This window comes from Cupriavidus sp. CER-90, assembly GCF_057652055.1.
In genome coordinates this window covers 1,723,972-1,748,790 of record NZ_JBYGYM010000001.1, presented here as the reverse complement: position 1 = coordinate 1,748,790, position 24,819 = coordinate 1,723,972, and the positions used below count along the sequence as shown (strand labels likewise).

Here is a 24,819-nt window from a genome sequence, read left to right as displayed (position 1 = left end):
GCCACAGTTATCCGGCCTGCGCGAACCCACGACGTGATCGCCCGGCCACCCAGCAAGGAGAGCCACCATGAATGCCAAGACCATCGTTACCGCCGCCGCCCTCGCAGCCGCTTTCGTGACCGGTGCCGTGCAAGCCGCCCCCGCCGCCCAGAAGGCCGGCGAAGTCTACGGCTACACCTACCGCGTGCAGGATCAACGCAGCGCATTCACCGACGGCGCCCGCCAGGGCAAGTTCGACCCGTTCACCGAAGGCGCACGCGTTGGCAAGGCTGACCCGTTCACCGACGGTGCCAAGGTTGGCAAGGCCGATCCGTACACCGACGGCGCGCGCATCGTGGCAGGTCTGGACCGCGTTGGCGTGTCGGCCAGCCCGGCCCGCAAGGTTGACCCGTACTACGACGGCGCCCGCAGCGTGAACCAGCCGCGCAACCCGTTCTATGACGGTGCCCGCGCCCGCGACATCTACACCGACGGCGCCAACGCCTGATCCCCGCCCGATGCAGGCGGTCCACCAGCTGTAGCCGGAGCCCCGATGGGTTCCGGCACACTCTCCACGGAGCCCATCATGTCTTTCCGCAACAGCGCCCTGATCCTGGGCGGATGGCTGGCACTGAGTGCCGCCAGCGGTGCCGCGGCGGCACTCGTCGCCTCGGCCCTCTGAACCGCCCCAGGTAGTCTTACCCGCCCTCCGGGCGGGCTTGCAGTACGTTGATGAAATCGGTCAACGCATACGGCTTGCGCAGCATGACCGCGTTCGGCAACGCGTCGCGCTGCGCGGGCGTCAACACCACTTCGTAGCCGCTCACGAAGATCACCCGCAGCGCCGGCAGCAGCCGGCAGGCATGGATCGCCAGGTCCACGCCCGACACGCCGCCCAGCCCCACATCCGTCAGCAGGACATCGATATCGTCGCCGCCCAGCGCGACCATGGCCTCGGCGTCGTTGCGCGCCTCGATCACGTCGATGCCCAGCGTGCGCATCAGTTCGGCCGTACTGGCCCGCAGCAGATCGTCATCCTCGACAAAGACCACGCGCTGGGGGCGCGGCATTTCGATGCCCACGCCGTCCGGCACGGCCGCCGCCTGCGTCGGCGCGCCATCCACCAGCAATGCTGGCGCCGCGTCCACTGGCGCCAGCTTCGCGCCGCCGCTCACCAGCATCTGCCGCACCTTGCGGGCCAAGGCTTCGTGCGTGTACGGCTTGCTCAGCAGTTCGATGCCGGCATCGAGCCGGCCGGTATGCACGATGGCGTTGTCCGTATAGCCGGACGTGAACAGTACCGCGATGCCCGGCAGCCGCTCGCGCACCTTGCGCGCCATCTCCGGGCTGCGCAGCGGCCCCGGCATGACCACGTCGCTGAACAGCAGGTCGATCGGCACGCCGCTTTCGACGATGGCCAGCGCGCTCATCGCGTCGCGCGCCTTCAGCACCCGATAGCCGAGCCCTGAGAGCATCTCGACCACCGTCGCCCGCACATCCTCGTCGTCTTCCACCACCAGCACGGTTTCGGTGCCCCCGCCGGCCGGCCCGCTGTCGATCTCGACTTCCAGGTCCTCCGGCTCGTCGGCGCGCGGCAGGTAGAGCCGTACCGTGGTGCCCACGCCCACCTCGCTATAGATCTTCACGTGGCCGCCCGACTGCCGCACGAAGCCGTACACCATGCTCAGGCCCAGGCCCGTGCCCTGGCCTTCGGGCTTGGTCGTGAAAAACGGCTCGAACACCTGCTCCTGGATCTCGGGCGGCATGCCCGCGCCGGTATCGGTCACGGCCAGCATCACGTACTGGCCCGGCGCCACGTCGGCATTGCGGCGGGCGTAGGCGTCATCGATCGACGCATTGCCGGCTTCCACCGTCAGGCAGCCATGGCCATTCATGGCGTCACGCGCGTTGATCGCCAGGTTCAGCAGCGCGTTTTCCACCTGGAACGGATCGATCAGTGTATTCCACAAACCCGCGCCGATCACCGTTTCGATCTCGACGCCATCGCCCAGCGCCCGCCGCAGCATATCGTCCAGGCCGCGCACGAAGCGCCCCAGGTTGACCACCTTCGGCGCCAGCGGCTGGCGGCGGCCGAATGCCAGCAGTTGCGACGCCAGCTTGGCGCCGCGCGCCACGCCGGCCAGCGCATTGCGTACGCGCGCCTCCGAGCGATCATCGCCCGCCACGTCGCGCGACAGCAGGTGCAGGTTGCCGCCGATCACCTGCAGCAGGTTGTTGAAGTCGTGGGCCACGCCGCCGGTCAGCTTGCCGATGGCCTCCATCTTCTGCGCCATGCGCAGCGCCTCGTCGGCATGCCGCAGCGCCTGCGCCGCCGCCTTGTCGCCGGTCACGTCGCGGCCCACGCCATGGATGCGGCCGTTCGCGGGATCGATCGACAGCCTCCAGGCCATCCACCGCTCGGCCCCATCGGCCCCGAGCATCCGGCATTCGTAGCGCACCGGCACGCCTTCCCGCCGCAGGGCGAGCATCTGTTCGGTCACCGGCACCAGGTCTTCGGGATGCACCAGCACCATGCACGAACGGCCGATCACCACGCTCGCCGCATGGCCCAGCACCCGCTCCCATGACGGACTGACGCGCTCCAGCATGCCGTCGGCGCCAATCACCATCAGCAGGTCTTCGCTCAGCTCCCAGAGCCGATCGCGGTCGGCCACGGTCTCGCCCACGCGCCGTTCGAGCGACGCGTTCATGTCCTGCAATTCGCGCTGGGCCTGCCGGCGCAGTTGCGACAGCCGCAGGTTGCTGGCCACGCGCGCCAGCAGTTCGCGCGCGTTGAACGGCTTGATCAGGTAGTCGTCCGCGCCCGACGCCAGGCCGCCGACACGCGCCTCCTCGCCCGCGCGGGCCGACAGCAGCAGTACCGGCGTCTGGCGCAGCGCCGCGTCATCGCGCACGCCGCGCAACAGCCCGAAACCATCGAGCCGGGGCATCATCACGTCGGAGACGATCAGGTCCGGCGCGATGCGCCGCGCCATGTCCAGCGCCGCCTGGCCGTCCGCCGCCACATGTACCTGGTGCCCCGCCGACTGCAGGATGCGATGCATGTAGTGCCGCAGGTCGGCATTGTCGTCGGCCACCAGCAACCGGCCGCGCACCTCGGCGCCTTGCGGGCCCGGCCCGGACATGTCCTCGATCGCCAGCGGCGCCGGCACATCGTCGGCCCCCGGCACCCAGCGCCGGGCGGCATCGACGTATGCCAGCGCCCGCGCGCTGGTGGCCGCCGGAATGGGCGCCGGCTCCGCCACCACGGCCTCGCGCGGCAGCGTCACGCAGAAGCGCGAGCCCTTGCCAGGGGTACTCTGCACATCGATCCGTCCGCCGTGCAGCCGCACCAGTTCCTGGACCATGGCCAGGCCGATGCCGCTGCCTTCGATCGACCGCCCGACCGCGCCCGCCACCCTGTGGAACCGCTCGAACAGACGCGGCAGCTCTTCGGCGGCAATGCCGATCCCGGTGTCGCTGACGCACAGCGCCACCTCGCCGGTACCGAGCCGCCCCAGCTTCACCGCGATCTCGCCCGTGTAGGTGTACTTGAACGCGTTCGACAGCAGGTTGAGCACCACCGATTCCCACATCTCGCGATCCACCGCCACGGCCGCGGGCAGCGGCGGGCAATCGACCTCCAGCCGCATGCCGGCCGATTCCACGGCCGAACGGAACAGCGATGCCAGGTCGGCCGTGAAGGCGGGCAGGTCGGTCGGCTGCGCAGACATCTGCACGCGCCCGGCCTCGATCCTGGAAAAATCCAGCAGCGCGTTCACCAGCTTCAGCAGCCGCTGGCCATTGCGATGGGCGACCTCCGCCAGCGCGCGATCCCCATCGGCCACGTCGTCGCGATGGAGCATTTCTTCCAGCGGCCCCAGCATCAGCGTCAGCGGCGTACGGAACTCGTGGCTGATATTGGAAAAGAACGTGGTCTTGGCGCGGTCGATTTCGGCCAGCGCCTCGGCCCGTTGCCGTTCTTCCTCATAGGCATTCGCATAGCTGATGGCCTGGCTGATCTGTCCGACCACCAGGTCCAGGAACGCCCGATAACGCTCACCGAACAGTCGGCAAGGGTTAAGCCCGACCACCAGCACGCCGCTGGGCACGCTTTCGCCCGACAGCTGCACCGGCAGCACCACGGCCGCGCGCGGCGCCATGTGCCAGGCGCCGCCGGGCAAGGGCGCGGCAAAGCGGCTGGCAAGGTCGTCAACGTGTACCGCCACGCCGGCGCTTATCGCCTCGCCGGCAGGCCAGGCTGCCAGCGGATCGGCGGCGTCCAGGGTCTGCGGCGCGGCCGGATGATCCGCGGCGATGCCGGCGCTGGCCGCGAGCGCCAGCGTCTGCTCCCCGCGCCCGCCCATGTACAGCAGCGCGAACGGAATGTCCCAGCGGTTGACGTGTAGCGCCGCGACGGCCCGCCGGCTGGCGTCGATGCCGCTGCGGGCGTTGGTGGCCGACGCCGCCAGCTCGCGCAGCAGTTTCAATTGCCGCTCGGCCACCACGCGCTCGGTGTCCTCGCTGTTGGCGCAGATGATGCCCCCGGTGCCGCCGTGGTCGTCTGGCACCGGGCTGTACGAGAACGTGTAGTACGTTTCCTCGGGATACCCGTTGCGCTCCATGATCAGCAGCTTCTGCTCGACGAAGGTGCCTTCCGTGCCCGCCATGGCCGTCGCCAGTAGCGGGCCGATTTCCGGCCAGATCTCATGCCAGACCTCGGCCGTCGGCCGGCCCAGCGCCACCGGGTGCCTGCCGCCGATGATCGCCTTGTACGGGTCGTTGTAGAAGAAGAGGAGATCCGCGCCCCAGCCAATCCAGATGGGCTGGCGCGACGTCAGCATGATGCGGATGGCGGTCTTCAGGCTCTGCGGCCATTGTGCGGGCGGCCCCAGCGGCGTGGTGTTCCAGTGGAACTGGCGGATCAGCGCCGCCATCTCGCCGGCACCGGCCAGGAACCCAGGCCCGCCTCCATCGGCATTTGTCGACGGCACGCTGCCGTCCGCTTTGGTCATTCCAGTTTCTCCCCCGTTCCCACCGGTCCGTGCCCGCCAGCCACCCGAACTTCTCCGGCGCCTCTGGCAGCCGGAAACCCGCCCTGTATCCGTTCGCCTGCGCCCGGCATCGCCGCCGATCCATTTACACGGGGCGAGCCGCCGTATAGTCTGGCCTTCTCAAACGCGCCATGTCAGCCATGGATGACACGCCACTCCAGTTCCTGATTGCCATCGCGCTCACCGGTGCCCTGACCGTGCTGAGCGTGGGCATCCACTACGAGGCGCTGCGGCTGATCTCGGAATTCCATCCGAAACGGCTCAGCGGCAAGCTCAATATCGGCGCGGTGATCGTGCTCATCATCGTGACGCATTGCATCGAAGCCATGGTGTTCAGCGCCGGCTACTGGCTCGGCACCGACGTGCTGAACATCGGCAAATTGACCGGCATGCGCCAACATGGTGCCATCGCCTATATCTATTTCTCGCTGGAAACGTTCACGACGCAGAGTATTGGCGATATCTTCCCGGTTGGGCCCTTGCGGCTTCTGGCTTCGGTGCAGCCGCTGGTGGGCCTGATCCTGATCGGATGGTCGACTTCGTTCACGTTTCTGATCATGCGGCGCGACTGGCGCGGCGACGAGCTGGACGTCAACGATTAGGCGTGCGCATTGCCCCTGCTGCATGGTAGGCGCCATCGGCTGACGCCGAAATCGGCGTCCTTCCTACACGGTTGTGGGATTGCGGGAAGTTACCGGCGGCAGTGTCCGGTGAAAAGATAAGTTGCCGTCATCCAGATGGCCCGTTGTCCCGTTAGATGTCGATTCCGCCCCGGCCCCGGGGTAACAAGAAGACCGGAGAATCAAGTGTCGATCATCCCGGATAGCCAGCCGTCGTGGCGCGTCCCGTTTCCCCCCCTGCCGTCCATGGCTGTCCGCCACCCCCTGCGCCATTGGCCGATGCTGGCGCTGCTGGCCGTCCTGGCCCTGCTGTGGATGCCGCGCGCCCAGGCCCAGACGCCGGCGCCGCTGGCCGAATGGCAGTATTCCGTGGGGGTTCCGCTGGAAAAGCTGTTCGAGGGCGAGCCCGAGAAATGGGAAGTGCGCGTAGGCGCCGCCGCCAGCATCCGGCCGTATTACGAGGGCACCACCAACTACTTCGTGCTGGCCGGCCCGGTCATTGACATCCGCTACCGCGACCAGGCCTTCCTGTCCACCGGCGAAGGCCTGGGCTGGAACATCATCCACACCAACAATCTGCGCGCCGGCATCGCCTTGACCTACGATTTCGGGCGCCGCGAGAAGCACGACCACGACCATCTGGGCGGGCTGGGCAATATCGGCATGGCGGCGGAGACGAAGCTGTTTGCCGAATACGTGGTGTCGAAGGAATTCCCGCTGGTGATCCGCGCCAACGTGCGGCGCCAGTTCGGCGGCGCCAACGGCGTGATCGGTGACATCGGCGCCTACATGCCGCTGCCGGGCAGCAACGAGAACTTCTTCTGGTTCGCGGGCCCCACCATGACGTTTGCCGACTCCGCCTACATGAGCCGCTGGTACGGCGTCACGGCCGAGCAGTCGGCGCGATCGGGCCTGCCGCAGCACCACGCCGGCGCGGGCATCAAGTCTTACGGCGGGGGCATCTCGGCCATGTGGTTCTTCAACAAGCACTGGTTCACCACGGCCGACGTGGGCGTGTCCGCGCTGGTGGGCGATGCCCGCAACAGCCCGGTGACGTCGCGCTCCACCAGCTGGACTGGCGATATTTCGATCAATTACCAGTTCTGACCCGCCGGCCGTGAGCGTCAGGCTTGCGGCCGGCTCAGGTATTCGTCCACCACCTGGCGCAGCCCCGGCAGCTTGCCGGTAAAGAAATGGCCTGCCCCCGGCAGCACCACCACCGGCAGTTCCTGAGGCCGCGCCCAGTTGAAGACATTGGCCAGCGGCACGCGCTCGTCGCGCTCGCCGTGCACGATCAGTGCGTGGGCCGCCACGGCGGGCGTGTCATAGGACAGCGTTTCAGACAGCGCGCCCGCCGGCATGCCGGTCAGGATCAGGTGGGCAACCGGCTCGCCGTCCCCCGCCAGCTGCGCGGCGGCGCGGGCCTGGATAAAGCCGCCGAACGAGAAACCGGCCAGCGCGAGCGGCAGGTCCCGATGTTCGGCCCGCAAGTGGCGGATCACGGCCAGCACATCGTCGGTTTCGCCATTGCCATCGTCGTACTGGCCCTCGCTTTGCCCCACCCCACGGTAGTTCGGCCGCAGCGTCAGGAAGCCATGCGCCTGCAGCACGCGGGCCAGCAGTTGCGGAATCTTGTGCTCGGCGGTTCCGCCCTGGCTGGGGTGCGGATGCGCGACCACGGCAATCCCCCGTGGCGCGCCGTCGGGGGTATCGGCCAGGACTTCAAGTTGCCCGGCAGGGCCGGCGATGAACAGGCGGGAAGAGGCGGCGGTCGTGAATGACGATGACATGAAAGACGATGAGGCTGGATGTGGGCATGCCCGCGATGCAAGCGGACGCTTGTGCAGGCGCAGCATACCCGCGGCCAGACCTGGCCGGCAACGTCCGGCGCCGGTGGGCTGCCCAGGCCAGCCCCGTGGCCAGCCTCAATGCGGATGATCCGCCCGGATGACCGACGCGATTTCCTGGCGCCGCACGCTGACCACATCGTCCAGTTCCAGCCCCTCGGCCACCACCAGCATTTCGGCGCCGCGATTGATGGCATAGATCACGCCGTACCAGAGGTCGGGCCCCGCCACGGCGTTCAGGCGGACATTGAACTCGGTCTCCAGGTCCTGGCTAAAGACGGTCACCAGATCGCCGACCTCGGGCATGGCGGCCTCCTCCGCCAGCGGATATTCCCGGGCCGCCACGGTCAGTGGCGTCTGCGCAATGCCGCGCGCAAACCTCGCTTGCATCGTTGTCTCCTGCACGTTGTTTTCCCTGTAAGGATATAAGCGCGGTCCGAAAAGGCACGGTAAACCTGCCAAGGGGCGGTCAATAAGAGCCTTATGAAACACTTTCCGCCTACGCGGCCACATCGTCACATTGCCATGCAACATCGGACTTCGCACGCTCCGGCAGCGGCAGGTCCGCGGCCGTCATCGCCTCGCCCACGGACGCACAACCCCGCGCAAGTACCCCCTGCCCGGTGCATGCGGCGTAACGTCGGTCTGGCAGAATGCACGGGCAATGACCCAACGCTATTCCCCAATGTTCCTGTCGGGCCAGGTCTACAGCGCGCCGCGCTGGGGATTCACGCGCTGGCTGGCGGAGCCGGGCCGGGACGTGCCAGCCGAAATCCGCGACGCGCTGGTCGGCAGCCTGTTCGGCACGCTGTCGATCTTTTTCGGCGGCATCCTCAATACGCTGATGGTGGCCACGGTCATCACGCTCCATCTGCGCCGCCCCGAATTTCTGGTCTGGCTCGGGCTTGAAATCGCCATCTGCCTGTCGCGCGTGACCGTGCTGTGGCTGGCGCGCCGCGCCTCGCGCGCAGGGCGCCCGACCCCTACGGACTGGCACATGTGCCTGACGCTGGCCTGGGCCGCCAGCGTCGGCCTGGGCGCGTACCTGAGCGTCGTCAGCGGCGACTGGCTCAGCGCGGCCATGGCGTGCCTGTCGGCGGCGGCGATGTGTGGCGGCATCTGCTTCCGCAACTACGGCACGCCGCGCATGACCGCCCTGATGATCCTGCTGAGCCTGGGCCCGATCTGCGCGGGTGCGCTGGTGGCCCGCGAACCGCTGTTCCTGCTGACCCTGCTGCAACTGCCCGTCTATGTCGTCAGCATGACCAGCGCATCGTTTCGCATGAATGCGATGGTGGTGGCCACCATGCGGTCCGAGCGCGAAAACGCCCACCGGGCCCGCCACGATTCCCTGACCGGGCTGCTGAACCGGTCCAGCCTGCTTGCCGAAATCCGCGAGGCCAGCGCGCATCGCATGGCCGCGGGCCGCTATCTGACGCTGCTCTATATGGATCTGGACGGCTTCAAGCCGGTCAATGACTCGTTCGGCCACGGCAGCGGCGACGAATTGCTGGTCCGTGTCGGCGAGCGCCTGCGTGGCGCGGTGCCGGGCCGGGGCCTGGTCTACCGCATTGGCGGCGACGAATTCGTCATCGTGCTACGCAACGAAAGCACGCAGAGCGTGCAGACGCTGGCGCAGGACCTGCTGCGTGAAGTGAGCGCGCCCTATCTGCTTTCCACAGGCCACCAGGCCCGGCTCGGCGTCAGCATCGGCATTGCCCACGTTCGCCCCGAAGGGCTGACCGCCGACGACATCCTGCATCTGGCCGACCGTGCGCTGTACCGGGCCAAGGCCCAGGGCAAGGGTCAGTTCCAGTTCGCCACCTCCGACGACTGAAGGGCATCGTCCTCGCGGCTGCCGCGCGCGGGCCATCGGCGCGATACGCGGGACGACAGCCGGTACTGGCATGCGAACAGCGCGATCAACGCCACCAGCGCGATCACCGCGATCCCGATCCGATAGGCCATCCACATCGTCATGGCAAGCTCCCTGGCTGTCTGATAACGCCTTCAGCCTAAGGATTTCGCTGTCCAGTTACTGAAAAGATCCAACTCGGCGATATCAAATTCGCGTCAAAAGGGCGGGCCGTGCTTGAACACAAGCATGCCGTCCATAGCAAAACTCTTAATTCAGTAACCCAAAAGTCTGATGGCCTATCGCAGTCATTGATCAATACGATATGACTTGTCGTAGCCCATCTGCGATAGTTAAATCGACTTCCGCCGGTGCTTCGCGCCATCGGTGTCAGCCTGCTAGTCAGACCCACAAACGTCCAGGCCAGGCCCACGAGGCCCGGCCGTCTGCATCAAGGAATCCCATGAACAAGCTCACGACCGCTTTCGGCGCGCCCGTCGTCGACAACAACAACATCCAGACTGCCGGCCCGCGTGGCCCCGCCCTGCTCCAGGATGTCTGGTTCCTGGAAAAGCTCGCCCACTTCGACCGTGAAGTCATCCCCGAGCGTCGCATGCACGCCAAGGGCTCGGGCGCCTACGGCACCTTCACCGTCACGCACGACATCACCCAGTACACGCGCGCCAACCTGTTTTCGGAGATCGGCAAGAAGACCGAACTCTTCATGCGTTTCTCGTCGGTGGCCGGCGAGCGCGGCGCGGCCGATGCCGAGCGCGACATTCGCGGCTTCGCCATCAAGTTCTATACCGAGGAAGGCAACTGGGATCTGGTGGGCAACAACACGCCGGTCTTCTTCCTGCGCGATCCGCTCAAGTTCCCCGACCTGAACCACGCCGTGAAGCGCGATCCGCGCACGGGCATGCGCAGCGCCGAGAACAACTGGGATTTCTGGACCAGCCTGCCCGAGTCGTTCCACCAGGTCACCATCACCATGAGCGACCGGGGCATTCCGCGTAGCTGGCGCCATATGCACGGCTTTGGCAGCCATACGTACAGCTTCATCAGCCGCGACATGCAGCGCCACTGGGTGAAGTTCCACTTCGTGACCCAGCAGGGCATCCAGAACCTGACCGACGCCGAAGCCGCCGAGGTCACCGGCCGCGACCGCGAATACCATCAGCGCGACCTGTACGAAGCCATCGAGCGCGGCGACTTCCCGCGCTGGAAGCTGTTCGTGCAGATCATGCCCGAGGCCGACGCCAGCAAGTATCGCCACAACCCGTTCGACCTGACCAAGATCTGGTCCAAGAAGGACTATCCGCTGATCGAAGTGGGCGTGCTGGAGCTGAACCGCAATCCGGAGAACCATTTCGCCGAGGTGGAACAGGCCGCGTTCGCGCCGTCGACGATCGTCCCGGGCATCGGCTTCTCGCCGGACAAGATGCTGCATGGCCGCCTGTTCTCGTACGGCGATGCCGAGCGTTACCGCCTGGGCGTGAACCACCACCTGATTCCGGTGAACGCGCCGAAGGCCGCGCGGTACGTCAACAGCTATCACCGCGACGGCCGTGGCCGCACCGACGGCAACGCGGGCGGCACCATTGCCTACGAGCCGAACACCCGTGGCGAGTGGACCGAGCAGCCCGACTTCCGTGAGCCGCCGCTGTCGGTGGAAGGCGCCGCCGACCACTGGAATCACCGCGTGGACGACGACTACTTCTCGCAGGCGGGCGACCTGTTCCGCCTGATGTCGCCGGCGCAGCAGCAGGCGCTGTTCGACAATACCGCCCGCGCCATCCAGGGCGTGTCCAAGCCGGTGCAGCAGCGCCATATCCTGCACTGCACGCAGGCCGATCCGGCCTACGGTGCCGGTGTCGCGGCGGCGATCGAGAAGATCGAAGCGAAGTAAGCCCCCTGGGCGTTTGCCTCTCCCGCCCGCGGGAGAGGCCCGGGGCAGAGGGCGGGCGCGTCCCGCCCTCATGACGAAAGCAAGACGAGGCAACAGATGGATCCGACCCAAGCCCCCACCATGACCGCCGATGAAGAAGCCCGCATGATCGCTGCGCTGGGCCAGGTGTTCGACCTGGCACGCAATGGCGAGGCGGCCGCGCTGGCGGCGCTGATCGAACGCGGCATGCCGCCGAACCTGCGCAACGAGAAGGGCGACAGCCTGGTGATGCTGGCCGCCTATCACGGTCATGCCGATGCACTCCGCACGCTGCTGGCCGCCGGCGCGTCGCCGGATACGCGCAATGCGATGGGGCAGACGCCGATTGCCGGTGCCGCGTACAAGGGCTACCGGGAGATCATCGGCATCCTGCTGGAACACGGCGCGGACGTCGAAGGCGCGTCGCCCGACGGCCGCACGGCGCTGATGGTTGCGGCGATGTTCCAGCGTACGGAAATCGTCGAACTGCTAACGCAACACGGCGCCAATCCCGAAGCGCGCGACGCGCGCGGCATGACGGCGGCCGACGCCGCCGCGTTCATGGCCGGCCGCACGGGCCGGCCGGCACACTGATCGGCCGATCCGCGCTCAGCCGCGCCCGACGAACGGCATCTTCGTCGCCATCACGGTCATGAATTGCACGTTGGCGTCGAGCGGCAGGTTGGCCATGTGCAGCACCGAACTGGCAATATGGGCCACGTCCATCAGCGGTTCCGGACGAATCTCGCCATTGGCCTGCGGCACGCCGCGCGCCATACGGTTGGCCATGTCGGTGCCGGCGTTGCCGATGTCGATCTGGCCGCAGGCAATGTCATAGGCACGGCCATCGAGCGACAGGCTCCTGGTCAGGCCCGTGATGGCGTGCTTGGTGGCGGTATAGGGCACCGTGTTCGGACGCGGCGCGTGGGCCGAGATCGACCCGTTGTTGATGATCCGGCCGCCGCGCGGGTCCTGCGCCTTCATCAGCGCGAACGCGCCGCGCGCGCACAGGAAGGCGCCGGTCAGGTTGGTATCGAGCACCGCCTTCCACTGTTCGAATGACAGCTCGTCGATGCTGATTGCCGGCGCATTGACGCCCGCGTTGTTGAACAGCACATCCAGACGACCGAAGCGTTCGCTCACTTTCTTGTACAACGCATCGACCGAAGCCGGGTTGCTGACATCGCACTGCACGGCCAGCGCCGTCTGCCCGGCCGCCGCGGCCTGTTCGGCCAGGGCTTCCAGCGTTTCGGCGGTGCGTCCCGCCAGCACTACCTGATAGCCGTCGGCCAGCATGGCCTGCGCCACCGCCTTGCCGATGCCGCGCGCGGCGCCCGTGACCAATGCGACCTTTGCCTGCTGTGTCATACCCGGAGTCTCCGTTTCTGAGTGGTGGGGGTGCAAGTCCTGACGAGGCGGTCATCGTACAACACAGGCTGCTGCACCGGGGCGTTCCGCCGAGGATTTCACTGGCCAAGGCAGGCGAAGTTCTAAAGATATAACAACAATGCATTTGGGCCGGCCCGGCGGTTGTCGTACGATTCGCGCTGACTGGGCGGGTGCCGGAAGGCGCTCGCCTTCCTTTTCCAGCGCCCTCGTACCCCTACAAATGTCAGTCGATCTCGCCCTGTCGCCCGCCGGCGCCCAGGCTTCCGCCCAGACGGCCGCGCCGTCCCGGGCCGTTATCCGTTCCGCCGCCGATGTGGCACGGCTCGTCAACGATGGCGGCGCCGCCGTCAGCAACGCCCGCATCGTGGTAGCCATCGCGCTGGGCGGCATCTTCCTGGACGCCTATGACCTGGGCGCCCTGGCCTTCGGCCTGAAGGACGTCACCCGGGAATTCGGGCTGACGCCAGCCGGCACCGGCATGGTGGCGTCCGCCATCACGTTTGGTGCGATTGTCGGCGCGTTCCTGGGCGGCTATCTCACCGACCGTATCGGCCGCTACCGGGTGTTCATGGCCGACATGCTCTGCTTCGTGATCGCCGCCATCGCCTGCGCGCTGGCACCGAACGAATACGTGCTGGCCGGTGCCCGCTTCGTGATGGGCCTTGGCGTCGGTATCGACCTGCCCGTGGCCATGGCTTTCCTGGCCGAATTCTCCAGGCTCAAGGGACACGGCAACAAGGCCGCGCGGGTGGCGATGTGGTGCCCCACCTGGTATGCGGCGATCTGCGTCTCGTACCTGCTGGTGCTGGGCTGCTACGCGATCCTGCCGGCATCGCACAGCGGCCTGCTGTGGCGCATCATCCTTGGCTTCGGCGCCGTGCCCGCGCTGATCATCATCGCCGTGCGCAGCCGCTACATGAGCGAATCGCCGGTGTGGGCCGCCAACCAGGGCGACCTGGAAGGCGCCGCCAGGATCCTGCGGAAATCGTACGGCATTGACGCCGAGGTGGCGCCCGACGCCGTGGTGGAGCCGCCCAAGCGTCCGGCGTCGTGGCGCAACTACGGCCTGCTGCTCAAGGGCGTCTATGCACGCCGCACCGTGCTGGCCACGATCATGTCGATTGCATCGTCGTTTGCCTATAACGCGGTCGCCTTCGGCCTGCCGGTGATCATCGCCAGCTTCCTGGCGCAGACCATGCTGACCACCATCCTGGTGTCGCTGGCGCTGAACCTGCTGTTTGCCTTCGTCGGCGGTCTGATCGGTGTGCATCTGGTGCCGCGGACCGGCGCCTGGAAGCTGACCGTCACCGGCTACGCGTTCCAGCTGGCCGCACTGGTGGGCCTGGCACTGGTGGGCAAACCCGCCGGGGGCGCGGAAGTGGTCATCGCCATTGCGTTCCTGGCGCTATTCCTGCTGGGCCAGGGCTTTGGCCCGGGCGCGCATACCATGACCTATGCGTCGCTGAGCTACCCGACGTCGCTGCGTGGCGTGGGCGTGGGCTTCAACCAGACGCTGATGCGCGCCAGCTCCACCGCGTCGCTGTTCCTGTTCCCGGTGCTGGCCGCCGCCTTGTCCACCAAGGTGTTCTGGGTCATCGCCCTGGCGCCGCTGGCCGGCCTGCTGGCCCTGCTGGCGATCCGCTGGGAACCGGCCAACTACGACGTGGATGCCGAGGACTTCCAGTCCTGAGCGGGTCGCCAGCCGGCTCCCGGGCAACCCGGGCCGCCGGCTGGCGTGTACCGTTAGCGGGCAGCGGCCTCCACGGCCTCGGCCCGCTCCGCCACGATGCGCAGGCGGTCGAAATTCATGTTCGCCCCGGACGTGATGGCCACCAGTGCCTGCCGCGCATCCTGCGGCAGACCCGCGGCATACTGCTTCAGCCCCGCCAGTGCCAGCGCACCGGCCGGTTCCACCAGGCTCCGGGTGTCCTGGAAGATGTCCTTGATGGCCGCGCACAGCGCGTCCGTATCCACCGTGAGCACGCCGTCGAGCAGATGCCGGCATAGCCGGAAGGTCTCCTCCCCCACGCGCTTGACCGCCGTGCCATCGGAAAACAGCCCCACCGAATCCAGCGTCACGCGCTCGCCGGCCGCCAACGAACGGGCCATCGCGCACGAATCCTCGGTCTGCACGCCGATGACCTGTACCTCGGGGCGCACCGCCTTGACATAGGCCGCCACGCCAGCCGCCAGGCTGCCCCCGCCAATCGGCACGAACACGGCATCGAGCGCCCCGCGATGCTGGCGCAGGATCTCCATGCCCACCGTGCCCTGGCCGGCGATCACCTCAGGATCGTCAAAGGCCGGGATGAAAGTCAGCGCCTGCTCACGCTGCAGGGCCATCGCATGGTCATAGGCATCGGAATAGGATTCGCCCGCCTGCACCACCTCGACCATCTCGCCGCCATGGGCGCGTACGGCATCGACCTTGACCTGGGGCGCGGTCTGCGGCACCACGATGACCGCCCGCACGCCGAGCCGCGCCGCCGACAGCGCCACGCCCTGGGCATGGTTGCCGGCCGACGCCGTGATCACGCCGCGCGCCAGCGCCTCGGCCGGCAGGCCGGCCATCTTGTTGTAGGCGCCACGCACCTTGAACGAGAACACGGGCTGATGATCCTCGCGCTTGAGCCAGACCTGGTGGCCCAGGCGCGCCGACAGTGCCGGCGCCAGGTCGAGCGGCGTTTCGCGCGCCACGTCGTACACGCGCGCGGTCAGGATCCGTCTCAGGTAGTCATCTGCATCGAACGCATCGGCATCTGCGTGCACAAGCCCGCAAGCTGCGCCGGGGGCGGCGTGCCGGGTGGTGGCGGGGACGGCGGAAACCGGGGATTGCGGCATGGAACGCTCCTGTCTGGATAGGGGGAGTCCCCAGGAGGCGGCCACAAAAAACCCGCCTCGTTGGGCGGGTTGTTGTGGTCTGTTCCGGACGCGCGCTAACCCACCATTCGAGGAATGGTGCGAATCATCGCGATGAGGTTCAGGCCGAAACAGGTCATGGCGTCGAGTGTCACGGATTTATGCACATTGTGTCAATCCCGGCGATGTTCGGCTGCGCGGCGCCCCCGGCCGCCTGTTGCGGCCGCGCCGATTCCCGCAATCCGTTTCCCCATGCGGGGTTCAGGCGGACGCAAGCTCGTATTAGAATCGCCGTTGTCGTCACGTCCGGCCCCGTTGAAGCCAGAGGTCATGTTCCGGGTTGGATATCCGCCCCGGACTGGTTTTGTCCCACGGGCAGCCGGCGCTTCAGTTCCATAAGAATCCATCCGATATCTGTCCTGCGTCCACGGGACTTCGGGCATAAGATACATGACCGCGCTTGCATACGATGTCGCCCTGGCACCCGAGCCTGCCGATCGCCGGCTGGCCGCTGCCACCCCTGCCGGGGACGAGGCCTGGGCGTTGCTGGAAGCTTCCGGCGCGCTGGCCATGCGGGTCGACATCCAGGGCCGCATCCTGGAAGCCACCGAAACCACGGCCGACCTGCTGGTCTATCCGCTGGATTACCTGCTGCACACCTCCGTACTCGACCTGATCGCGCTGGAATCGCGCGAGCGTGTGGCGCGCATGCTGCAGGGCTGCGCCCAGGACCACGCCGCCCGGCGCGAGCGCGTGCGCGTGGTGGGCGGTGGCCGCCCGGGGTGGATCGACCTGCGCGTGAGCCATCACCGTGCCGCCGCCGGCACGGCCAGCCTGCTGCTGTTCGGTCACGACGTCACGGACTGGGTGGAATCCGAGCGCCAGCTGACCGAGCGTGCCTTCCTGGATCCGTTGACGGGCGTGGGCAACCGCGCCTTCATCCGCAAGCGGATCGAGGAATACACGTCCGGCCCGGTGTCGCGCCAGTCGTTCGCGCTGGCGCTGATGGACCTGGACGGCTTCAAGAACATCAACGATTCGCTGGGGCACGAGTACGGCGATGCGCTGCTCAAGGAAGTGGGCGCGCGGCTGCAGGACACCGTGCGCGCGCACCACAGCGTGGCCCGCCTGGGCGGCGACGAGTTCGTGCTGATGATGGACGGCCTGGAGTCCGAGGCCGAGGCCGTGCGCATCCTGGAGCGCGTGATCCACGTGTGCCGGCAGCCGTTCCTGCTGGGCGGCTGCCATGTGCGCATCACCACCAGCATCGGCCTGGCCTTTTCGACCGAAGCCCCGCAGAGCGAATCGCAATGGCTGCGCCGTGCCGACCTGGCCATGTACGAGGCCAAGGCGCTGGGCAAGAACCGCTACTGCGTCTATTCGCCCGAACTCGACCGCCGGCTCGACGAGCAGTTCCGGATCGAGCAGAGCATGTTCGAAGCGGTGCAGAGCGGCGAATTCCTGCTGCACTACCAGCCGATCGTATGGCCGGGCTCCGGCGAGATCTGCGCGGTGGAGGCGCTGATGCGCTGGGAGCACGCCGGCGAGTACGTGCGTCCCGACGTGTTCATCCCCGTGGCCGAGAAGAACGGCCTGATCAAGCATCTGGGTGCCTGGGCGCTGCGCTGCGCCTGCGCGCAGCTGGCCGCCTGGGATGCGCAGGGCATCCGCGTGGGCCACATGTCGGTCAACGTGTCGGCCGTGCAGTTCCTGCATCCGAACTTCTACGACAGCGTGCGCGGCGCGATCCAGGACGCCGGCATCGGCGCCGACCGCCTGGTGCTGGAAATCACCGAAAGCGCGCTGATGACCGACCCGCAGGCCGCGGAGCGGCTGCTGCTGTCGCTGCGCGCGCTGGGCATCCGCTTTGCCGTCGATGACTTCGGCACCGGCTATTCGAGCCTGTCGTACCTGCGGCGCTTCCCGCTGTCCGCGCTAAAGGTGGATCGCAGCTTCGTGGCCGACATGATCGATTCCCCGCACGCGCGCACCATCGTGTCCGCCGTGCTGTCGCTGGCGCGCGAGCTGGGCCTGGTGGCCATCGCCGAGGGCGTCGAGACCGACGCGCAGGGCGCGCTGCTGGCCGCGCAGGGCTGCGACCTGGTGCAGGGCTGGCGCTATGCGCGCGCCCTGAGCCCGTCCGACTTCGAAAACGCCGTGCTGGACGGCAAGCTCATCATGGGCCTTGGCGAAGTGTTCGCGCAGCGGGTGGTGTCCTGATGTCCAAGACGGAGTTCTTCGAGACCCTGTGGGCACGCATGGCGCAGCAGGGAGACTTCCCCACGCTGCAGTACTGTGTCGACAACATCTTCAAGACGCTCAACGCCGACCTGACCGTTGGCGAGATGGCCACGAGCGTGCTGTCGGACTTCAGCCTGTCGCAGAAGGTGATCCGGCTGGCCAACTCGGCGATGTACCGGTCTTTCGGCGGCGAAGTCACCACGGTGTCGCGCGCCATCCTGGTACTGGGCGTGGAGGCCATCAGCCACCTGACCCTCGGCATCCAGCTGCTCGACTACTTCCACGGCGTGGCGCCCAAGCGCCCCCAGGCGCTGAAGGCGCTGCAACGTGCGCTGGTGGCCGGCGAGATCACGCGCGCGCTGACCCAGGCGCGCGGCATCAACGAGGGCGAGGAAGCGGTGGTCTGCACGCTGATGCACCACATGAGCCGCCTGCTGCTGGTGTTCTACTACCCGGACGAATGGGAACGCGTGGAGGCCATGTGCGCCGCGCATCCGATGACCGAGAACGAGGCCGCGCTGGAGGTTCTGGGGGTGTCACTGGAAGACATCGCCGAGGCCGCCGCGCGCAAATGGCGGCTGCCGGGCCTGATCGCCCATGCCATGAAGCCACGCACGCTGTCCGCCGACACCGTGCTCGAAACCCATTCGGACTGGCTGTCGGCCATCGCCCACGTGTCTGCCGAAGCCGCCGTCACGATGGTGCGCGAGGGCGACGAGGCGTCCGTGGAGACCCTGCTCAACTCGCATGCCAAGATGCTGGGCCTCAATCCCGGCGATGTCAGCGTGGCCGTGCGCCAGGCCGAGGCACTCAGCACGTCGATCGCCGCATCGGAAGCCGCCGCGCCGGCCGACGGCGGCGCCCCCCACGGCCCACAGCCGGTGAACGTGCTCGAACGCCTGCGGGCGGGTCTGGCCGAAGTGCAACGCGAAGGCGCCAACCTGACCGTTTCGCAACTGGCACCGATGGTGCTGGAAACCAGCATGCGGGCGCTCGATTTCTCGCGCTGCTTCCTGATGATGCTGAACCCCACCACGCGCCGCTTCCATGCGCGCCTGGGCTTTGGCGAGGGCATGCGCGAGGCGCTGCCCGCGCTGTCGTACGAGGAAGGCTTCGTGCCCGATGTGTTCCACTTTGCCGGGCTGTCGCCCCGGCCGCTGCTGATCGAGGATACGTTCGACGCGGAGATGGCGCAGCGCATGCCGCGCTGGTATCGCGATGCGCTGCCCGATGCGCGCACAGTGCTGCTGGCGCCGGTAAAGATCCGCAACCGCTGCATCGCCATGATCTATGGCGACTGGGGCAGCACCCGCATGCCGGTGGTCATCGGCGAGGCCGAGCTCGAAGCGATCGACGCGCTGACCGGCGAGATCGCCGCCGGCGTCTTGCGGGCCGCGCCCGACCGCACCCCGCCACGCCCGCGCTGATCCCTTGGGCCGCGCGGCGCCCCTTCAGTGGCGCTGTGCCTTGCGTGCGGCCTTGTTGGCGTACATCGCCGCATCCGCTTCGGCCAGCAGGTCGTGGACATTGCCGTGGCGCAGCGGGTCGAAGGCGATGGCCCCCGCGCTGAACTGCAACGCGTACCCCAGCGGGTTGCGCGCATTCCAGGCATCGAGCTGCACCTGAAGCCGCGCCAGGGCGTCATGGCAGCCGGCGGCATCGGTATTGGCCAGCAGCACGGCGAACTCGTCGCCGCCAATCCGCCCCACCACATCCGATTCACGAAACGCGGCCCGCAGCTCCGCGCCAAACGCGGTCAGCGCGCGGTCGCCCTCGGCATGGCCAAAGCGGTCGTTGATCGGCTTGAAGCCATCCATGTCGAAGAACACCAGCGTGGCGGGCCGGTCCAGCCGCCGGCACAGTTCGACCGCATGCTGACCCAGCACGCTGAAGCCGCGCCGGTTCGACAGCAGCGTCAGTTCGTCCATGGTGGCCATGTGCACGGCCGCCAGCTCCTGCTCGGCCATCTGCGCCAGATCGTGCAGCAACGCGCGGTCTTCGGCGTCGAAAGCGCGCGGCTTGCGGTCGATCAGGCAGAGCGTGCCGATCTTGGCGCCGTTGGGCGCGGACAGCGGGCGGCCGGCATAGAAGCGGATATGGGGCGCGCCAGTGACCAGCGGGTTGTCGTGGAAGCGCAGGTCCTGCGTGGCATCGGGAATCAGCAGGATGTCGTCGCCACAGATGGCGTGGCCACAGAACGATGTGTCGCGCGACGCCTCCGAATCGTCGAGCCCCTCGCAGGCCTTGAACCACTGGCGATTGGCATCGACCAGGCTGACCACGGCGATGGGCACGCCAAACAGGCGTTTGGCCAGCCGCGTCAGGCGGTCGAAGCGTTCCTCCGGCGGCGTGTCGAGAACGTTGAGCGACCGCAGCGTGGCCAGGCGGACGGCTTCGTTGGCGGGAATCGGGGGCAACTGCATAAGCTTGTCGGCCGTTTCTTGTCGTCGTGGATGACAACATTAACGGCAAATCTTCGCATTGGTATACCGTGTACGGATTGTTTCACTTTCCAAGGCGCCGCCGTGTGCGTCAAGCATGCACCAGCACGTTGACCAGCCTGCCGAACGGGTCTCGCACAAAGAAGCGCCGCACGCCCCAGGGTTCGTCGGCCGGGCCGTAGGCAATCGGCAGGCCGGCAGCCTGTACGCGGGCCAGCGCGGCGTCGAGGTCGTCCACTTCGATCGACAGGTCCGGCACCGGCGTACCGGAGCCGCCCTCGGCCAGAAAGCTGACCTGCACGGTCTGCGTGGCGACAGACCCGTAGGTGGCGATCCAGCCATGGTCCATCAGCAGGTCCAGCCCGAAGATGTCGTGGTAGAAGCGGCGCGCGGCGGCCGGGTCGGCGGCCGCGACATTGGCGACGATGCGCTTCACCTTCATGCGGCCATCTCCGTCGCGTTGACGTCCGGATGCTCGGCCAGCGGTAGGAACCGGCCGGACTTGCCGTCCAGCGCATCGATCGCGCCGGTGCCAATGTCGTAGTACCAGCCGTGCAGCGCAATGCGCCGCTCGGCCAGCGCCTGGGCCACGCACGGGTGGGTGCGCAGGTGGGCCAGCTGCTCGATCACGTTCTGGCGCACCATGTCCGCCACACGCTCGGCGTCCGACGCATGTGGCCGTGCCAGGCTGATCTTTCTGGCCCCTGCGGCATGTTCGAGCCATTCGGCCACGGACGGCATATGGTCCAGGCATTGGCACATGGCCACCGCCGTCATCGCGCCGCAGTTCGAATGGCCGCAGATCACGATATCGCGCACCTTGAGACCCGCCACCGCGTATTCCACGCTGGCCGATACGCCACCGGGCTGCACCGCATAGGCGGGCACGATATTGCCCGCGTTGCGGATCACGAACAGCTTGCCGGGCTCGCTCTGCGTCAGCAGCGCCGGCTCCACGCGGCTGTCCGAACAGGCGATGAACAGCGTACTGGGACTCTGCTGCGTAGCCAGCTCCTGGAACAGCGCGGAGCGCTTCGGAAACTCTTCGCGCTGGAATTTGAGAATGCCTTGAATCAGGTCTTTCACGATAATCCCCCCATTTGAGCCGCTAGCATGTCGAATCTCGTGCCATTGGTCAAAGACGGGATTATTATGCCTACCATTGGCATTACCAATAGCTGACCCTCTCCATGCTGCTGCGCCACGTTCGCTACTTCCTGGCTGTTGCCGACGCCGGCAACTTCACGCGCGCCGCCGAGACGCTGCACGTCTCGCAGCCCACGCTCTCGCAACAGATCCGCCAGCTCGAAGACACCCTGGGCGCGCCGCTGTTCGACCGCAGCGGCCGGGCCGTACGGCTGACCGACGCGGGGCAGGCCTACTACGTGCACGCGCGGCGGGCGCTGCAGGACCTGGAAGCCGGGCAGCGCGCCATCCACGACGTGGGCGAACTCACGCGGGGCAACCTGCGCCTGGCCATGACGCCGACGTTCACGCCCTACCTCGTGGTGCCGCTGATCGTGGCGTTCAATGGGAAGTATCCAAACATCACGCTCAGCCTGCGCGAAATGCCGCAGGAACGCGTGGAACCGCTGCTGGCCGATGACGATATCGACATCGGCATCGCCTTCGACGACATCCACCTGCCGGATCTGGAAGCCACGCCGCTGATCGAGGAACCGCTCGCCTACATGGTGGGCGCGTCGCACCCGCTGGCACGGCGCCGCGCCGCGCTGGATGCAGAGGCGCTGGCCGGCGAATCGATGGCCATGCTGACGCGGGAATTTGCCACGCGCGGCTATATCGCGCGCTACTTTGGCGGCCTGGGTATCGAGCCGCGCATCACGTTCGAAGCCAACTCGGTGAGCGCCGTGCTGGATGCGGTACGCAGCGGCCGCCACGCCACGGTGCTGCCGGCCGCCATCGCCGCCGGCCATGCGGACCTGCGCATCCTGAAGCTGGAACGCCCGCTGCCGCCACGGCACGCGGCGCTGCTGCAAAGAAAAGGCGCGTACCGCACAGCCGCGGCACGCGCCTTCGTCGATTTTGCGTTGAGCGAATTCAAGCGTCGTCGGGCGTCCCCAGCGCGCGATTGATGCGCAGCGCGATCAGCGTAGCCACCACCCCTGACAGCAGATAGAGCGTCACGGCCACCAGGCCGAACAGCGAGGACAGCCCCAGTGCCACCAGTGGTGCAAACGCGGCCCCGAACAGCCAGCCGAAGTCCGTGGTCAGCGCGGCCCCGGTATAGCGGAACTTGGTGTCGAAGTTGGACGTGACCACGCCGGCCGCCTGCCCATACGACAGCCCGAGCAGACCGAATCCGACCAGAATGAAGGTGTCCTGGCCCGATGCGCCGCCATCCAGCAGCCATGGCGCCGCCAGGCTGAAAATGCCGATCAGCACCGCCATCGTCGCCAGCGTGGTGCGCCGGCCGATGCGGTCGGCCAGCCAGCCCGAAATCAGCGTGCCAATGAACGCAATGGCCGCGCCGACGATCTGGATCGCCAGCACGTCGCTGATCGCCTGCGTCTTGTGCAGGCTGACCCAGGACAGCGGAAACACCGTGACCAGGTGGAACAGTGCATAGCTGGCCAGCGACGCAAACGCACCGAGAAAGATGTTGAAGCCCTGCGCGTTCACCATCTGCAGCGTGCTGATGGGCTCCAGTTCGTCTTCCTCCAGCAGCCGCGTGTACTCGTGCGTGACCACCAGGCGCAGCCGCGCGAACAGCGCCACCACGTTGATGGCGAATGCCACGTAGAACGGATAGCGCCAGCCCCAGTCGATGAATTCGGGCGGGGTCAGGCTGACATAGAGGAACAGGAACAGCCCGCCCGCCACCAGGAATCCGGTCGGCGCGCCGAGTTGCCCCACCATCGCATACCAGCCCCGCTTGTTTTCGGGCGCGTTGAGCGCCAGCAGCGAGGGCAGCCCGTCCCACGAACCACCGAATGCAATGCCCTGCAGGAAGCGGAACAGCGCCAGCAGATAGATGGCCGTACTGCCAATCGACGCGTACGCCGGCAGGAAGGCGATGCCCACCGTGGCCGTGCCCAGCAGGAACAGCGACGCCGTCAGCTTGACGCCGCGCCCCCAGCGCCGCTGCACGCGCATGAACAGCGCCGTTCCAAACGGGCGTCCGACAAATGCGAACGAGAAGATGGCAAAGCTGTAGAGCAGCCCGGCCAGTTCGCTGGCAAACGGAAAGTAGACCGTGGGAAAAACCAGGACCGAGGCGATGCCGTAGGTGAAGAAATCGAAGTACTCGGAAGCCCGGCCAATCACCACGCCTGTGGCGATTTCGGCAGGTGCCACGTCATGGTGGCCGGGCGCCGGAGGTGCAGTCGGCGACGCGCGGTGCTGGTGGGACAGACTGGCCATCGTGGAGTCTCCATCGAGTGCGGAAGGAATGTCGTACTGCACTTAAAGTCCCGCAGTAACAAGAATAGCGCCTAAACTGCCATTGGAAATCGAAAGATTGCGGCGTCTGTCAGCCGTCGACGTTAATCAAACGCCACTTCCAACACCATGCCACGCTTCGAAGCTGCAGTGCCGACGTTTCGTGTGACGGGAAAGATGCTTTTGCGAAGTGCCGCAATCGCCATGCTGCTGGGCCTTGCGGGATGTAGCAACGCCGTGCTGTTGTCGCCCTCCGGCGACATGGCGGTGCGGCAGCGTGACCTGATCATCATCGCCACCTGCCTGATGCTGCTGATCATCGTGCCGGTGATATGCCTGACCTTGCTGTTTGCGTGGCGCTATCGCGAAAGCGCCAGGGATGCGCCCTACAACCCCGAGTGGGATCATTCCACCGTGCTGGAACTGGCCATCTGGGCCGCGCCGCTGCTGATCATCATCGCGCTGGGCGCGGTCACGTGGGTCAGCACCCACCAGCTCGATCCCTACCGCCCCCTGACCCGCATCGACGATCGCCGCCCGGTGGCCGCCGACGTCAAGCCGCTCACCGTGGAAGTGGTGGCGATGGACTGGAAATGGCTGTTCCTGTATCCCGAGCAAGGCATTGCCACGGTCAACGAACTGGCCGCGCCGGTTGACCGGCCCATTGCGTTCCGGATCACCGCCACGTCGGTCATGAACACGTTCTTCGTGCCATCGCTGGCCGGCATGGTCTACGCGATGCCGGGCATGCAGACCCAGCTGCACGCGGTGATCAACAAGGCCGGCGTCTACGAAGGCATGTCGGCCAACTACAGCGGCGCGGGCTTCTCGCACATGCGCTTCAAGTTCCACGGCATGTCCAACGAGGATTTCGACCGCTGGGTGCAGCAGGCCAAATCGTCGGGCACACCGCTGTCGAAGGACACCTACCTGAAGCTGGCCAAGCCCAGCGAGAGCGACCCGGTGCAACGCTATGCCAGTGTCGACCCCAACCTCTACAAGCTGATCCTGAACCGCTGCGTGGAGGGCGGGACATGCATGGCGGACACCATGGCACAGAACCAGAACCGCAACCGTGCCAGGTTCGATCCGACCGCGGAAATCTGCACCGCGAGCAACACACCGGCCGTGGCGCCGGTGTTCGCGCCAGATGCCGCGCTCAATGACGGCAGGCAGGTGTTGCGCTGAGGCGCAACCCGGTTCCA

Annotated in this window: 20 protein-coding genes and 1 pseudogene; 11 read left to right on the top strand and 10 right to left on the bottom strand. The window is 67.0% G+C overall.

Annotated elements, in window-relative coordinates:
• Positions 1–67 precede the first annotated feature (67 nt).
• Positions 68–487: a copper resistance protein CopQ gene (locus tag AC24R4_RS07820; RefSeq protein ID WP_400396217.1), complete on the top strand. Its 420-nt coding sequence runs from the start codon at positions 68–70 to the stop codon at positions 485–487.
• 190 nt (positions 488–677) lie between these two features.
• Here the strand turns inward: AC24R4_RS07820 and AC24R4_RS07815 are convergent, their stop codons facing one another.
• The gene (locus tag AC24R4_RS07815; RefSeq protein ID WP_487522658.1) at positions 678–4,994 is read right to left on the bottom strand and encodes a response regulator; all 4,317 of its coding nucleotides are present in this window, start codon (positions 4,992–4,994) and stop codon (positions 678–680) included.
• Between the two features lie 179 nt (positions 4,995–5,173).
• Between AC24R4_RS07815 and AC24R4_RS07810 the strand changes: the two genes are divergently transcribed.
• Together AC24R4_RS07810 and AC24R4_RS07805 are read left to right on the top strand one after the other, a co-directional pair.
• Positions 5,174–5,635 (top strand): ion channel, encoded by a 462-nt coding sequence (locus tag AC24R4_RS07810; RefSeq protein ID WP_487522997.1) that lies wholly within the window; start codon positions 5,174–5,176, stop codon positions 5,633–5,635.
• Between the two features lie 264 nt (positions 5,636–5,899).
• On the top strand, positions 5,900–6,760 hold the full coding sequence (locus AC24R4_RS07805) for a MipA/OmpV family protein (protein ID WP_400396245.1): 861 nt from the start codon (positions 5,900–5,902) through the stop codon (positions 6,758–6,760).
• A 17-nt stretch (positions 6,761–6,777) separates the two neighbouring features.
• Here the strand turns inward: AC24R4_RS07805 and AC24R4_RS07800 are convergent, their stop codons facing one another.
• Together AC24R4_RS07800 and AC24R4_RS07795 are read right to left on the bottom strand one after the other, a co-directional pair.
• Positions 6,778–7,443, bottom strand: a complete 666-nt coding sequence (locus tag AC24R4_RS07800; protein WP_400396246.1) for an alpha/beta hydrolase — start codon at positions 7,441–7,443, stop codon at positions 6,778–6,780.
• A 135-nt stretch (positions 7,444–7,578) separates the two neighbouring features.
• The gene (locus AC24R4_RS07795; RefSeq protein ID WP_153946971.1) at positions 7,579–7,890 is read right to left on the bottom strand and encodes a hypothetical protein; all 312 of its coding nucleotides are present in this window, start codon (positions 7,888–7,890) and stop codon (positions 7,579–7,581) included.
• A 274-nt stretch (positions 7,891–8,164) separates the two neighbouring features.
• Here AC24R4_RS07795 and AC24R4_RS07790 point away from each other — a divergent pair, with 274 nt between their 5' ends.
• The gene (locus tag AC24R4_RS07790; protein ID WP_487522657.1) at positions 8,165–9,337 is read left to right on the top strand and encodes a diguanylate cyclase domain-containing protein; all 1,173 of its coding nucleotides are present in this window, start codon (positions 8,165–8,167) and stop codon (positions 9,335–9,337) included.
• Here AC24R4_RS07790 and AC24R4_RS07785 read toward each other — a convergent pair.
• The gene (locus tag AC24R4_RS07785; protein WP_400393582.1) at positions 9,307–9,480 is read right to left on the bottom strand and encodes a hypothetical protein; all 174 of its coding nucleotides are present in this window, start codon (positions 9,478–9,480) and stop codon (positions 9,307–9,309) included. The genes AC24R4_RS07790 and AC24R4_RS07785 overlap by 31 nt on opposite strands.
• Positions 9,481–9,818: 338 nt before the next feature.
• Between AC24R4_RS07785 and AC24R4_RS07780 the strand changes: the two genes are divergently transcribed.
• Both AC24R4_RS07780 and AC24R4_RS07775 read left to right on the top strand, forming a co-directional pair.
• Positions 9,819–11,264 (top strand): catalase, encoded by a 1,446-nt coding sequence (locus tag AC24R4_RS07780; protein ID WP_400393581.1) that lies wholly within the window; start codon positions 9,819–9,821, stop codon positions 11,262–11,264.
• Positions 11,265–11,384: 120 nt separating this feature from the next.
• Entirely contained in the window at positions 11,385–11,876 is a 492-nt protein-coding gene (locus AC24R4_RS07775; protein WP_400393579.1) for an ankyrin repeat domain-containing protein, read from the top strand.
• A 15-nt stretch (positions 11,877–11,891) separates the two neighbouring features.
• Here the strand turns inward: AC24R4_RS07775 and AC24R4_RS07770 are convergent, their stop codons facing one another.
• Positions 11,892–12,650, bottom strand: coding sequence for an SDR family oxidoreductase (locus tag AC24R4_RS07770; RefSeq protein ID WP_400393577.1), 759 nt, complete (start codon positions 12,648–12,650; stop codon positions 11,892–11,894).
• Between the two features lie 241 nt (positions 12,651–12,891).
• Between AC24R4_RS07770 and AC24R4_RS07765 the strand changes: the two genes are divergently transcribed.
• Positions 12,892–14,361 carry an MFS transporter gene (locus tag AC24R4_RS07765; protein ID WP_400393575.1) on the top strand — a complete coding sequence of 490 codons (1,470 nt, stop codon included), beginning with the start codon at positions 12,892–12,894 and terminating at the stop codon, positions 14,359–14,361.
• A gap of 65 nt (positions 14,362–14,426) precedes the next feature.
• Here the strand turns inward: AC24R4_RS07765 and ilvA are convergent.
• Positions 14,427–15,512: pseudogene (ilvA, locus tag AC24R4_RS07760) on the bottom strand (threonine ammonia-lyase, biosynthetic); the annotation flags it as partial.
• Between the two features lie 468 nt (positions 15,513–15,980).
• Here ilvA and AC24R4_RS07755 point away from each other — a divergent pair.
• Entirely contained in the window at positions 15,981–17,750 is a 1,770-nt protein-coding gene (locus AC24R4_RS07755; protein ID WP_400393573.1) for a putative bifunctional diguanylate cyclase/phosphodiesterase, read from the top strand.
• Complete coding sequence (locus tag AC24R4_RS07750; protein ID WP_487522656.1) at positions 17,750–19,198, top strand: HDOD domain-containing protein; 1,449 nt, start codon at positions 17,750–17,752, stop codon at positions 19,196–19,198. Before AC24R4_RS07755 ends, AC24R4_RS07750 begins: the two co-directional genes overlap by 1 nt.
• A 24-nt stretch (positions 19,199–19,222) precedes the next feature.
• On the opposite strand, the gene AC24R4_RS07745 is transcribed toward AC24R4_RS07750, so the two are convergent.
• The 3 genes from AC24R4_RS07745 to AC24R4_RS07735 form a co-directional block, all read right to left on the bottom strand.
• Entirely contained in the window at positions 19,223–20,194 is a 972-nt protein-coding gene (locus AC24R4_RS07745; protein WP_487522655.1) for a GGDEF domain-containing protein, read from the bottom strand.
• Between the two features lie 109 nt (positions 20,195–20,303).
• A complete protein-coding gene (locus AC24R4_RS07740; RefSeq protein ID WP_400392204.1) occupies positions 20,304–20,654 on the bottom strand; it encodes a VOC family protein in 351 nt (116 codons plus the stop codon).
• On the bottom strand, positions 20,651–21,298 hold the full coding sequence (locus AC24R4_RS07735) for a carbonic anhydrase (protein ID WP_400392207.1): 648 nt from the start codon (positions 21,296–21,298) through the stop codon (positions 20,651–20,653). The genes AC24R4_RS07740 and AC24R4_RS07735 overlap by 4 nt, the downstream gene beginning before the upstream one ends.
• 104 nt (positions 21,299–21,402) lie before the next feature.
• Here AC24R4_RS07735 and cynR point away from each other — a divergent pair, with 104 nt between their 5' ends.
• Positions 21,403–22,308 (top strand): transcriptional regulator CynR, encoded by a 906-nt coding sequence (gene cynR, locus AC24R4_RS07730; RefSeq protein WP_153946962.1) that lies wholly within the window; start codon positions 21,403–21,405, stop codon positions 22,306–22,308.
• Here cynR and AC24R4_RS07725 read toward each other — a convergent pair.
• Positions 22,274–23,596: an MFS transporter gene (locus AC24R4_RS07725; RefSeq protein ID WP_400392210.1), complete on the bottom strand. Its 1,323-nt coding sequence runs from the start codon at positions 23,594–23,596 to the stop codon at positions 22,274–22,276. The genes cynR and AC24R4_RS07725 overlap by 35 nt on opposite strands.
• A gap of 147 nt (positions 23,597–23,743) precedes the next feature.
• Between AC24R4_RS07725 and cyoA the strand changes: the two genes are divergently transcribed.
• Entirely contained in the window at positions 23,744–24,802 is a 1,059-nt protein-coding gene (gene cyoA, locus AC24R4_RS07720; RefSeq protein WP_400392213.1) for a ubiquinol oxidase subunit II, read from the top strand.
• The last annotated feature ends 17 nt before the right edge of the window (positions 24,803–24,819 follow it).